This window comes from uncultured Pseudomonas sp., assembly GCF_943846705.1.
GTDB lineage: Bacteria > Pseudomonadota > Gammaproteobacteria > Pseudomonadales > Pseudomonadaceae > Aquipseudomonas.
The window spans coordinates 765,215-778,333 of record NZ_OX044366.1 but is presented as its reverse complement, the minus strand read 5'-3'; the positions used below and the strand labels follow the sequence as shown (position 1 = coordinate 778,333).

Genomic DNA, 13,119 nt, shown 5'->3' with positions numbered 1-13,119 from the left:
ATTTTTTTCGGTGGACATGTAGTCTGGCTGCAGCGAAGTCGAGTTCGACCTCGATAATAGCTGGAGCGGGTACTACCGTAAGCGTACGCCGAACTCACCTTGCGTGACTCAGGCAGGTACCCACTGATGCGGCAGCAGTTGGCCGATCTCACTCGCCCGCTGCGTCGGCAGTCGTGTCAATACGTCCTTGAGATAGGCATACGGATCATGTCCGTTCATGCGGGCCGACTGGATCAGGCTCATGATTGCCGCCGCCCGTTTGCCGCTGCGTAGCGATCCGGCAAACAACCAGTTCGAGCGTCCAAGGGCCCATGGCCGAATCTGGTTCTCGACCTGGTTATTGTCGATAGGCACAGCACCATCCTCGACATAGCGAGTCAGTGCCAGCCAGCGTTTTAGGCTGTAATCCAAGGCTTTCGCCGTTGCTGATCCGTTGGGCACCCGATCACGCTGGGCCAGCATCCAGTCATGCAGCGCGTCGAGGATCGGTGAGGCCTTTTCCTGCCGTATTCGCCAGCGTTCTTCATTGCTCATGTCCCGTGCTTGCCGTTCGATTTCGTACAGGCCGCCAATCGCGTGCAGTGCTTGTTCGGCCAACTGGCTTTTGTTCGCAGCGTGAAGATCGAAGAACTTGCGCCGCGCGTGAGCCATGCAGCCGATTTCGGTGATGCCCTGCGCGAAGCTGGCCTTGTATCGGGGGTGACCAGAATCATTGAGCTACAACAGTAGGCTGTCTCCATCCATACCCTTACCTATGGGGGGGGGGGAGTCACCCAGCCTTCGATAGCATTGAGGATGCTGCTACGAAAAGAACTTACGAGAGCGTTTGAAGGGATTTATATGAAAAATAAGAACAAGAGTCCGATTGCTCCAGGCTGGCTGATGCTACTCGGCTGCTCGACTCTCCTTGCCTTCCCCTGGGGCCATGCGCAGGCACAGAGTTTCGACCTGGAAAACGGCGTGACCATCGATTGGGATACTTCTCTGGCCTACGGCGCTGCCTGGCGGGTTCAAGGGCAAAACAGCCGTTTGCTGAACGGCTTTACTACTGCGGACAGTGGGTTCGTTCCATCGACGGTCAATACCGCGGTCGGACCTCTGCCGGTCAATGGGGCCACTAATTTCGCGACTGGTGGCAATAACAAGGACGATGGTAACCGTAACTTCAATAAAGGGCTGATCTCCAGCAGGATGTCCTTCGTCACCGAGGCCGATATCAAGTATTCCGATATGGGTCTGTTCGTCCGTGCCCGTGGTTGGTATGACTATGTCTATAACAAAAGCAATGATCACAACCTCCCCTCGACGGTCAATACGGTAGGTGATCGCAGCAATAGTTTCGCGAAGAATACCCGAAAGGTACATGGTCGGGACGCTGAGTTCCTCGATATGTTCGCTTATGGCAATTTCACGCTTGGCGACACGCCGGTAAGTGTTCGGTTGGGCCGGCAGACTGTGAGCTGGGGCGAGAGTCTTTTCATTCTCACCGGTATTTCTTCGGCCCAAGGGCCTCTGGATATCACCAAGGCCAATGTGCCAGGCGTCCAGATCAAGGAGATCTTCCTCCCGGTACAGCAGGCGTTCGCCCAGATAGGCCTGACTGAAAATCTCAGTTTAGAAGGTTATGTGCAGTTCGAGTGGGAGGCCCATCGACTGGATGAAAGTGGAGCCTACTTCAGTACCCTCGATTACCTTGGGGACGGAGCAGAGTGCGTATATCTTGGGCGCCTTCCCTGCTCTGCCATCCAGCGTGGAAAGGACGAGAAGGCCGGTGACTCCGGGCAGTTCGGAGTCGCGCTGCGTTATATGGCGGAAAGTCTTAACCATACTGAGTTCGGTCTCTACTACATCAACTATCACGACAAGCTGCCGCAGTTGGTGCTCGACCCTCTGGCGCTGGGTGTTCCAGGCTATCCGGAGCCTGCCAATTACCACCTGCGTTATAAGGAAAATATCAACTTAATCGGCGCCAGCTTCGGCACTGTCATCGGCAATACTAATGTTTCCGGTGAAGTGTCTTACCGCCGCAATCTACCGGTACTGCAACAGGATGCCGCGCTAGTGTTCGGTGCGTTGCCAGTAACAATCTATACAGAGGCGCCTGTCGTTCAGGCGCAGCTTTCGGCTGTGCATATTGTCGGCCCGACCAGCTTCGCCGATAACGTGACCGTCTTGGGTGAGGTGGGCATCAACAAAGTGAATGGCCTTGAGCGAAATGAATTGGAAAAAGACAAGTGGGGTTGGGGGTATACCGCTCGTGTGTCGCTCGACTACTACAACGTTATTCCGGGAGGCAACCTTTCCATCCCCGTCACGTGGAGCCAAAACGTCAAAGGCCGGTCTGCGGCCGGCCAGTTCAACGAAGGTGACAACCGTTTGGGCGTCAAGGCGGTATTGAACTATGGCGACCGTATGGCTTTCGACGTCGGCTACTCGAGGTTCATGGGGGACCCGGCGGATAGCGCTCTCACCGACCGCGACTTTATCGCTGTCAGCGCCTCCTACAGTTTCTAATTCAGCGGGGTAAGTTATGAAAAACTTCAAACAATGGAAAATAGCTTTCCTTGTGAGCGCGATAATAGGCTGTTCCTCCGCGAACGGAGCGGTTTCTCAAGAGGAGGCTGCGCGGCTGGGCAATGACCTGACACCATTCGGCGGTATCAAAGCAGGCAACGAAGAGGGCACCATTCCCGCATGGACCGGCGGTTTGACGAACGGCCCGCAGGGGTACACCTACAAGCCGGGCGATTTCCTGCCAAACCCTTTTGCGGATGAGAAGCCGCTTTTTGCTATCACCGCACAGAATATGACTCAGTATGCGGACAAGCTATCAGCCGGCCAGCGGGCCTTGCTGGAGAAGTACCCCGATAGCTACCGTCTGGACGTCTATCCGACTCACCGTACCCACGCCGTTCCTGACTGGGTGGCAAGGAACATCCGACAGAATGCCGTGAACGCGAAACTGGTGGACGGTGGCAACGGCATTGAGGGCGCCTATGGTGGTGCGCCTTTCCCGATACCTTCCAGTGGCGAGGAGGTGATGTGGAACCACTTGCTACGCTGGCAAGGGGAGTCTTCCGAGTATCGCTATCACGCATTGGTGGTACAGCCCAATGGCACCATAACCACTGGTGAAAGTATCGCAACCGAGCAGTCTGCCTTTTATCTGCCCAGCGGCTCGGTCGAGACCTTTGGTGGCGACTACTTCTCATTGCTGGTCAACTATCAGGCCCCTGCGCGGCGCAAGGGCGAGGTGCTGTTAATCGTTGATCCGATCAATCAGGTGAAGAGCCCGCGGAAGGCCTGGCAGTACCTGCCGGGGCAGCGTCGTGTCCGTCGGGCCCCGACGGTCGCCCACGATACTCCGAATCCCAATTTCAACGGTGTGGCGACATACGATGACACCTACATGTTCTACGGGTCGCTCGAACGTTATGACTGGAAGCTCGTAGGCAAGCGTGAACTCTATGTACCCTACAACAACTACAAGCAGGATTCTCCCGCCCGTTATACCGAGGTGATGAAAGGTGGTCATACCAACCCCGACTATGACCGCTGGGAACTGCACCGGGTCTGGGAAGTCGAGGCTACCTTGAAAGATGGTGAGCGGCATATATATGGCAAGCGAACCTTCTACATTGACGAGGACAGTTGGTTAATCGTTCTGACCGATAGCTCCGATACGCGCGGCAACCTCTGGCGCACAAATACCATGCATAACCTGGCCTATTGGACTGTGCCCGGGGTGATGCGTGGATCCTTCGTGCATCACGATCTGGAGAGCGGCGTCTACGGTGTTAACGTTGCGGTCAATGAGCAGGCTAGAGCAGCGGTGTTTACCGAGGCGCGTGAGGCGGAGTTCTTTACTCCGGCATCGTTGCGCAGACAAAGCCTTCGTTGATTTCTCGAGTTCTCCAGAGAGGATCTGGCTGCCCGTCCCGGATGGGGGGCAGCCATTTCTCTTGGGCGCTATATCAGGATCTGCGGTCAAGATTCTGGGGCGCACTGCAAGCGTCAAGGCAAGTTATAACAATGAAGAGCCATCTATGTCGCAGAAAAAGCTATCGGTCGAGTTTCACACGCTTCTTTCAAGGCTGCGGGCCGCTCCACTCCGGCTGGCTCGGCGGCTAATATCCGGATTGCTTGCGCTGTTACTGTCGGGGGCGAATGCCCTGCATGCTAGCGCTCTCGACCCTCTGGAAAGCTCATCGCTGGAGAGGTCGAATGTAGAGAAGTCCATTTTCATGGATATCGCTCTTGCCGGTAATCGGCTTGTGGCGGTTGGCGAACGCGGGCATATCCTTTACAGCGATGACGCTGGCTCGCATTGGCGGCAATCGGAAGTCCCTGTCAGCGTTTCGCTCACATCGCTACATTTCGTCTCACCTCTACAAGGCTGGGCGGTGGGACACGATGGTGCGATTCTCAACTCCATGGACGGTGGAGCCTCCTGGCGGCTTCGCTTCGACGGTTTCTCCCTCAATAAGTTGCTTCTTGAGAGTACCGAGAGGGCTTTTCTCGAGGCCGAGCAGGCCTTTGAGTTGGGCGAACTGGATGAGCGTACCTTCGAGGATCTGAGCTTCGCCCTGGAAGACCTGCAGCATATGACCGACATTGGCGCCACCCGGCCGCTGATGAAAATCTGGTTCGCCAATGCCAGGAGCGGTTTTGCGCTGGGCGCGTACAACACCTTGTTGAAGACTGCCGACGGTGGCGAGACCTGGCAGTCCTATGGCGCCAAACTGGACAATCCCCAGAATTTCCACCTGAACGCAATTACCGCGAGCGCCAACGGGGACTTGTTCATCGTTGGCGAGTCCGGTCTGGTGTTGCGCTCCAGTTACCAGGGGGAAGCATGGGAGCGACTGGACTTTCCCTATCGGGGTTCGTTGTTCGGCGTGCTGGCTAGCCGTGAGGGCTGGATAGTCGCATTTGGTCTGAGGGGGAATCTGTTTCTTTCTGGGGACAATGGCGATTCCTGGGAAAGGATCGACACTCATACGAGTGCTTCCATCTTTGGCGGAAGCCTGTTCGCTTCCGGCGCTGGAGCCGCATTAACAACCGAGGATGGAGAACTGCTCATCTTTGACAATGAGAGGAAACGCATCGGTAGGAAATCTCCCGATCAGGGCTACCCGCTCCTTGCCCTAGAGCATCTCCCGCGTTCTGATGACGATGTCCTTCGCTTTGCAGTCGCAGGCGCCAGAGGCATCCAGATAGTCGAGGTCGGCTCTGACTCGTTCGATATGGAGGCTGGAAAGTGAGTTTGTCCAAAGCGGCTGGCTATACAGCAAGAATTGAACCGGTCTTGGAGAACTGCATCTTCGTCTACCGGTTCTGGATTCTGGCGGGCTTCGTGCTGGCGACCTTGTTCCTCGGGCTGCGTGCAATGGATCTGCGTCTCGATGCCAGCTACACCAAGATGATTCCAACGAACCACCCCTACATCGTGAACTACTTGCAGCACCAGGATGACCTTGCCGGTTTGGGTAACGCTCTAAGGATCACTGTGTCTGCCAGGGAGGGGGACATATTCAATGCCCACTTTCTCGAGCGTCTCCGTGAGATTCACGATGAATTGTTCTATATCCCCGGCGTCGAACGGGCGTGGGTCCAGTCCATCTGGTCGCCTACCGTCCGCTGGACCGAGGTTACCGAGGATGGTTTCATCGGTGGTCAGGTCATGCCGGATGACTACGATGGCAGTGCGGCAAGCCTCGATACCGTAAGGGACAATCTCGGAAAGTCCGGGCAGATTGGTTCTCTGGTCGCCAACGACTTTCGTTCCGCCCTAATTTTCGTTCCGCTGCAGAATACTGCCCCTGAATCCGGAGAGCCGCTGAACTACCGGCATCTTTCGAAATTGCTCGAAGAAAGAATCCGCGATAAATACCAGGATGATGGAATAGACATCCGGATCACCGGCTTTGCCAAGCTGACGGGGGATCTAATCGAGGGCGCCTCCATCGTGATGCTGTTCTTCATGGGCGCCTGCGTGGTCGTGTTTACCTTGCTGCTGCTTTACAGTCGCTGCTTGAGGAATAGCGCCTTGGTGCTTCTTTGCGCGCTCGTCGCGGTGGTCTGGCAGCTTGGCTTGCTCAGCCTGTTCGGCATAGACCTCGATCCTTATTCCATGCTGGTGCCATTCCTGGTGTTTGCCATTGCGGTCAGCCATGGCGTCCAACTGGTCGGCAGTATTATCGCCGACGCCAGTCACGGCGTGGACAGGATGACCGCGTCGCGCAACAGCTTTCGTACCCTTTTCTATCCCGCCCTGACGGCCCTGATGAGTGACGGTATCGGCTTCGTCACCCTGGTGGCCATCGATATCGAGGTGATCAAGGGGGTGGCCTATGCCGCCAGTATCGGTGTGGCCACCATCGCCCTGACTAACTTGGCATTGCTGCCCGTGCTGTCGTCTTTCCTCGGTGTCAGTAAGCGAGGTATCGACTACCACAAGCGCATGGAAGTGGGGCGCCACCCGTTCGCCCATTACCTGGCTCACTTCACGCAGGCTCGTTATGCACTGCTGGCCATCGGGGCTTCTCTGCTGCTAGTGGGGTGGGCGGTATACCAGGCCCAGTCCCTGCAGGTCGGCGATCTGGATGAGGGGGCTCCCGAACTGCGCCCCGACTCCCGCTACAACCTGGACCAGAAGTTCCTTACCGAGAACTACTCCACCTCCACCGACGTGTTTGTGGTAATGGCCAAGACACCGGCTGATGGTTGTGCTTCCTTCGAAGCCCTAACGAAGCTCGACCGCTTGCACTGGGAGATGAGCAACCTGCCGGGCGTGCAGGCGGTCAGTTCGCTTTCCGGCGAGGCCCAGCGGGTCATAGTCGGCATGAACGAGGGTAATCTGCGCTGGCTGGGGCTCAGCCGGGACCCGGCGGTGCTCAATGCCTCCATCTCACGGGCGCCCGAAGGGTTGTTCAACCGGGACTGCAGCCTTTCCCCCGTACTGATTTACCTAAATGACCACAAGGCCGAAACCTTGAACTCGGTCGTGGCAGCGGTGCAGGACTTTTCGGATCGTCATAACAGTGAGGGGGTGGAGTTTCTGATGGCTGCGGGAAATGCGGGCATCGAAGCTGCGACCAATGACGTGATCAAGCATGCGCAGATCGTCATGCTGGTTCTTGTCTATGCAGTGGTGCTGGTGTGCCTGCTGACTTTCCGTTCATTGAAAGCGGTCATCTGCATCATGCTGCCGCTGATGATGACCTCGCTGCTGGCTCAGGCGCTCATGGCTCTGCTGGGGTTCGGCGTGAAGGTCGCCACGTTGCCAGTCATCTCGCTCGGTGTCGGTATAGGCGTGGATTATGGAATCTATATCTACGCCCGCCTCAAGGAGCGGCTCGATGCCGGCGAAAGTCTGGAGGATGCATACTATGCAGCCCTCAAGGCATCCGGCCGGGCAGTTGCTTTCACAGCCATCACGTTAGCAATCTGCGTGGGGTCATGGGCGTTCTCACCGATCAAGTTCCAGGCCGACATGGGGATACTGTTGGCCTTCATGTTCCTCTGGAACATGCTTGGCGCCCTGTTGCTGCTACCGGCACTGGCCTGGCTCACCGGCGGCAGGCGCAAGGCAGCGGGCAGATGGTTGAGCGTCCAGGCGTGAATTCCGCCTTTTTCTACTACTCACTGAGCCTGACTTCCATCATTTCAGGCGATATTGATCGAATCGAGGACGTTGCGAATGACCGGTTCTACATTTCTGCAGATCGATCCACCCAGTCCGGGCCACTGGGTTCAGGTCAGTGAGGGGCTACTCTGGGCTCGTATGCGGATACCGGCGAAGCTGGACCATATCAATATTTACCTGGTCGAGGATGATGATGGTTGGTTTCTGGTTGATACCGGGCCGGATACCTTAGTCAATCGTGACCTGTGGCGGGAACTGGTTACCGGGCTGCCGCGTCGGGCAAAGCTGAGTCGGGTCCTGGTTACCCACTCTCACCCCGACCATATTGGCCTGGCGGGCTGGCTGCAGGCCGAACTCGGCGTGCCGATCTACATCTCATCGGGGGCGCAGCACTGGGCACTTCGTGAGGCGGAAGAGAGGAAGGGCAGGAGCGCCCAGGCGGTAGCAGCCTTCTATGGCCGAATGGGCGTGCATCCCGAGGAGGTTGTTCACCTGCACGCGGCGTTGGGCCAGATGGACCCGCTGTTCGGGCCAGTAGCTAGCGAGGTCAGCCTGGTACAGGCCGGTGGGGTGATGCGGATCGGCGGCCGGGACTGGGAGCTGTGGGTGGGCTCCGGGCATTCGATAGAGCATGTCTGCCTGTATCAGAGGGCGTCGCGGCTGCTGATTGCCGGCGACCAGGTACTGGCGAAGATCACGCCTCTGGTAGGCGTGAGCTATATGAGCCCGGAGGGCAATCCGTTGGCGGAATGGTTCGCCTCCCTGACGGATATGCAGTGCTGGTTACCTAACGATGCCTTGGTGTTGCCGGCGCACGGTCAGCCCTTCTACGGCGGCGCCCGGCGTATCGGAGCGGTGCTCGAGCATCACGAAAGTTCCTTGGCGACGTTACGCAGCAACCTGGTAGACTGGTGCACAGTCCATGAGCTCAGCCACGTGCTCGGCTGGGGGGGGCTGAAAGGGATGGCGCGCTATATGGCGCTGGATGAAACCCTGGCCCACATCACCTATCTTGTCCGCAGAGGAGAAGTCGTCGAGTCACCCTCTACGATTGGTGGCGTGTATCGCTACCGCCTTGATCTGCCACCTTCCGCGCCATCCTGAATCGAAGGTGAGCTTTCGTGAAGCAATCTGACATAGACGATCCTATGGCCATGGGAGGTGTTAGAGGCTGGAAGCTGCCACTGATCCCGACCAAGCTTTCACCTCCCCGTGGTGCCGCGCAGCCTGTCGAGAGGGCTCGCCTCGACGCTCGCAGGAGCGAAATCCTCGATACCTCGCTAACTCTGGTCATTGCGCCGGCGGGCTATGGCAAGACCACTCTGCTGGCGCAATGGCGAGCGGGCCTGCAAGCAGCCGGAACCGCGGTCGCTTGGGTCAGCCTTGCAGAGGAGGATAACAGCCCGCACCGCTTGCTCTCCTATATAGCCGCCGCATTCTCTGCGGAGTGCCCGCATCTCTGCGATGGCACCAGCGAGATGCTGTGCGCCGGCCCCATGGTTCCGGTGCAGGCGGCGGAGGCTGTTCTGCTTACCGAATTGCAGGTCAGTGAAAGGGAACTGGTACTGGTTCTGGATGATTACCATTGCCTGGGTGGTTCGGGCGTCCAGCTCCTGATGGGGCATTTCCTCCACAACCTGCCGGCCAACGTGCACCTAGTGCTTTCCTCCCGCACCGAGCCGGCCCTGAATCTGACCCGCCTGAAGGTCAACCGGCAGTTGCTGCGGATCGGGGTTGAGGATATTAAGTTCGACCTTGGGGACCTCGGTCTCTTTGTGCGGAACTCGCTGAGCCTTGAACCCAGCTCCACGCTGCTGAGAGACCTCCATGATGTCAGCGAGGGCTGGATTGCCGGTGTTCAGCTCGCCACATTGTCACCCCGTTTCAAGAGCGAGCCTCAACTCTACCTGAAAGAGTTTTCGTCAAAGTCGAAGGACCTTCATGCCTACCTGGCGGAGATGGTGCTGGACCTGTTGCCGGGGGAGCTCGAGACGGTACTGCTGCGCTGCGCCATCCTTGATCGTTTCAGCGCCGAACTGTGCGAAGTGGTCGCCGGCGTGCCGGATGGCAAGGCACTGCTGGTCGAACTGATAAAGGTCAATCCGTTCATTTCGGCACTGGATGAGCAGGGCGAATGGTATCGCTTCCATCGCCTGTTTCTTGAGTTTCTGCGCGAGCGTCTGGAGCTCGCTCCGACCGAGGACGTCATGTCGCTGCACCGGGTCGCCTGCGACTGGTTCGCGGCCCGGAGCCTGTGGGCCGAGGCGGTACAGCATGCCCTGGCCTGCGGTGAGAACGAAAAGGCTCGGGACTTCATCGAGCGCTGCGCCCTGGACATGCTAGGGCGCAGCCGTACCGGGAAGCTGCTGAGCTGGGGACGGCGCTTGCCGGAGGACATGCTGCGCAAAAAACCGGAGCTGCGGCTGGCCATCGCACGCGCACAGGTACTAATGATGGACCTGCGTGGCGCCTCTACGCTGCTCGAGGGGTTGGCGGAGAGCCAGGCCGACCTGGGCGCCGGTGACGAAGGATTCGCTGTCCAACAGCAGATCATCCGTGGGCTGATATTTGCTCTTGACGATCACTTTGACGCCGCACTGGCGCAGGTGCTGCCCGTTTTCGAGAGGCTGCGGGATCTCAATATTACCGATCGGGAGATGCTGCTCAACACGTTGACCCTGGTCTACCTCTATCAGGGCAGGTTCGATCAGATCGACGCCGTGCAGTCATGGCAAATGCCGGACCCGGGCATGCATTTCGGCGTGGCCTACCGCCATCTGCTGGAGGGGCTCGGCTGGATGTGGCGGGGACGGCTGGACAAGGCGGAATACATTTTCAACAAGGCGCGGCAGTATTCTGAGCAGTATGCCGGGCGCCGCTCTATGGTTACGATTGCCTGTATTATCTGTCTGGCGGACCTCTACTACGAACGCAACCAGCTTGAAGAGGCCGAGGAACTGCTGACTTCGGTGCACACCGTCCCACTGGACCTGGGCATATTGGGAATTATCCAGAGTGGCTACAGGACCATGTCGCGCATCAACCAGATTAATGGTGCAAAGACTGAGGCCTGGGTGCTGCTGGATGAGATGGAGGCCGTGGCTTTCAAGCGGCGCTGGCCTCGTCTGGAGGCGAACTGCCGAGCACAGCGCATACAGTCGGAAATCTGGAGCGGAGACCTGAGCGCAGCCAGGAGCGAATTCGCCCGGCTGTCTTGCCTGTCGGACCATAAGCAGCTGGATCCTGTTGCGCTTAGGTTGATCGAGGATGAAACGCTGATCTCTAGGGCCAGGATCTGCTGTGTCACGGGCCTGAACGCCGAGCTGATCGAGAACCTGGGACGGAGAGTCGCTGATCTGGAGGCGGTGGGCGTGCATTATCTCGGTGCCCGCATGCGAATGCTGCTCGCATTGCTGCACTGGCACGCAGGAGAGCGGGTGGCGGCAACCCGGGCTCTTCTTCCAGTCTTGGCACTGGCCAAGGCGCAGGGGCTATGTCGTATCTTCATCGATGAGGTGCGCCACATGCCCGAGGCACTGGTTGGCATCTGCAACGAGTTGTCCCGCGTCGATGCCAGCCTCAGGTCTTACCTTGACAGTTTGCTCGCGGAGGCCGGGGCCGCCGGGCTTCCGCCAGAGGGCCAGGAAGGGACTGCTGGAGGCGGCCGGACGACAGAGGAGGGCGTTTGCGGGCTCTCCGATCTGGACCTGCTGAGCAGTTCCGAGATTACCGAGCGAGAGAAGGAGATTCTCACTCAGGTCGCCAACGGGCTCTACAACAAGGAAATTGCACGAGTGCTGGGCATATCTGAAGGCACGGTGAAGTGGCACCTGAAGAACTTGTATAGCAAGTTGTCTGTCTCCAGCAGAACTCAGGCCTTGAAAAAAGCCAAGCTGCTGGGGCTGATCGACTGAGCCCCGTTGGGGCTCCGCCCAGGTCAACCAACCACGCCTTTTTTTCTGAGGGCGTCGATGGCGTCCCTGTCGAAGCCGAGCTGCCCAAGCACCTGTTCCGTGTGGGCGCCGAGCTCGACTCCGGTGAATTTGTACTCATGGGCGTTGCGGGAGAAGCGTATAGGATTCGCAACCTGCCGTTGCACTTTGCCACCAGGCTCCCTCAGCTCGATCACCATTCCCCGAGCGCGCAGCTGTGGGTGTGCGGCCGCTTCCGAAACGCTAAGAACGGGTTCCACGCAGGCTTCGATGTCGGCAAAGACCCGTTGCCAGTCGGAGAAGCTTTGGCTCTTGAAAGTAGTGGCCAACACTTCGCGCAGTTCCTGGTGATCGGTGGGATTCTGGCTCAGGCCCTTACTGACCAGGTCCGGCCGTCCAAGCACCCCGCACAGTAGCCGCAGGAACTTGGGCTCCAGTCCGGCCACGGAGAAGTAGCGGCCGTCGGCTGTTTCGTAGTAGTCATAGAACGATCCGCCGTTGAGCATCATGCCCGGGCCAGGCTCGACCCTGGTGTTCAATGCGCTTACGCCGGCGAAGGTATTCAGCGCGAAGGCAGCATCGGTCATGCTGATATCTATGTGTTGTCCCAGGCCGCTGTTCTGGCGCTCAATGACCGCGCTGAGAATGCCAGTCATCGCCAGCAGCGAGCCGCCGGCGATGTCTGCGACAGCCACGCCCAGCGGCAGGGGGCCCTGGCCGGCCCGGCCGGTATGGCTGGCGACGCCCGAGATAGCGAGGTAGTTGAGGTCGTGCCCAGGCCGGCCGGCATAGGGGCCGGTCTGGCCGAAACCAGTGATCGAGCAATAGATCAGGCGAGGATTGATTGCTCGTAGCGCTTCGTAACCGAGCCCGAAGCGCTCCATCACACCGGGACGGAACTGCTCGAGCACGATATCGTACTCTTTGACCAGGGCCTCAACGATGGCGACCGCTTCCGGTTCTTTCAGGTTCAGTCCTATGGAGCGCTTGGAGCGATTGAGGTAAGTGTGGTTATAGGAGGCACCGTCTGCGTTGAAGGGTGGTAGCTGCCGGAGCAGATCGGCTCGCTCCGTCGCTTCTACCCGCAGCACATCCGTGCCCAGATCCGCCATCATCATGGTAGCGTAGGGGCCGGGAAGTAATGTCGAGAAATCCAGTACCTTCAGATTGCGTAAAGGCATTGCTTTGTTGTCCTTTTCAGTGAGCTGCAATTCGCGCGTTGCTGCAGGTAGCTTATTCTGGGCAGGTGGCGGTATAACCTCTCAAAGGGAGTGCTTGCGGGTTTTCCATGTGTAAGGAGAGGGCCGACGAGTGCATCGTACGCGCGCTATAACCCCCTCTTTTTATGATGGGCTTGGCTGTCAGGATGCGATTGCAGGTGTACAGCTCTAAGGTAGTAGCGCCTCGTAGCCTTCGACGTTGTTGACCTGAGGTAGGCGTTCGAGGATGTCGCGCAGTTAGGCATTAGGCTCCTGGCCATTGGCATCCTCATCCCATAATCCGCTTCGGCGTTAAAGCCCAAGGCAGGAGCCATATGCG

General features: G+C 58.3%; 7 protein-coding genes and 1 pseudogene. 6 read left to right on the top strand and 2 right to left on the bottom strand.

The features are described from left to right. Positions 1 to 108: 108 nt before the first annotated feature. Positions 109 to 693, bottom strand: a pseudogene (locus tag Q0V31_RS03805) (IS66 family transposase); the annotation flags it as partial. Positions 694 to 840: 147 nt separating this feature from the next. Here Q0V31_RS03805 and Q0V31_RS03800 point away from each other — a divergent pair. The 6 genes from Q0V31_RS03800 to Q0V31_RS03775 all read left to right on the top strand — a co-directional run bounded on the left by Q0V31_RS03800 (position 841) and on the right by Q0V31_RS03775 (position 11,562). Further along, positions 841 to 2,514, top strand: coding sequence for a DUF1302 domain-containing protein (locus tag Q0V31_RS03800; RefSeq protein WP_298184644.1), 1,674 nt, complete (start codon positions 841 to 843; stop codon positions 2,512 to 2,514). A gap of 16 nt (positions 2,515 to 2,530) precedes the next feature. Then, positions 2,531 to 3,901 (top strand): DUF1329 domain-containing protein, encoded by a 1,371-nt coding sequence (locus Q0V31_RS03795; protein ID WP_298184642.1) that lies wholly within the window; start codon positions 2,531 to 2,533, stop codon positions 3,899 to 3,901. A gap of 145 nt (positions 3,902 to 4,046) precedes the next feature. Then, on the top strand, positions 4,047 to 5,264 hold the full coding sequence (locus Q0V31_RS03790) for a YCF48-related protein (protein WP_298184640.1): 1,218 nt from the start codon (positions 4,047 to 4,049) through the stop codon (positions 5,262 to 5,264). After that, positions 5,261 to 7,624, top strand: a complete 2,364-nt coding sequence (locus Q0V31_RS03785; protein ID WP_298184638.1) for an efflux RND transporter permease subunit — start codon at positions 5,261 to 5,263, stop codon at positions 7,622 to 7,624. The genes Q0V31_RS03790 and Q0V31_RS03785 overlap by 4 nt, the downstream gene beginning before the upstream one ends. A gap of 78 nt (positions 7,625 to 7,702) precedes the next feature. Next, positions 7,703 to 8,752: an MBL fold metallo-hydrolase gene (locus tag Q0V31_RS03780; protein ID WP_298184636.1), complete on the top strand. Its 1,050-nt coding sequence runs from the start codon at positions 7,703 to 7,705 to the stop codon at positions 8,750 to 8,752. 17 nt (positions 8,753 to 8,769) lie between these two features. Then, positions 8,770 to 11,562, top strand: coding sequence for a LuxR C-terminal-related transcriptional regulator (locus Q0V31_RS03775; protein WP_298184633.1), 2,793 nt, complete (start codon positions 8,770 to 8,772; stop codon positions 11,560 to 11,562). A gap of 23 nt (positions 11,563 to 11,585) precedes the next feature. On the opposite strand, the gene Q0V31_RS03770 is transcribed toward Q0V31_RS03775, so the two are convergent. Further along, positions 11,586 to 12,761: a CaiB/BaiF CoA-transferase family protein gene (locus tag Q0V31_RS03770; protein ID WP_298184631.1), complete on the bottom strand. Its 1,176-nt coding sequence runs from the start codon at positions 12,759 to 12,761 to the stop codon at positions 11,586 to 11,588. Positions 12,762 to 13,119: the final 358 nt, after the last annotated feature.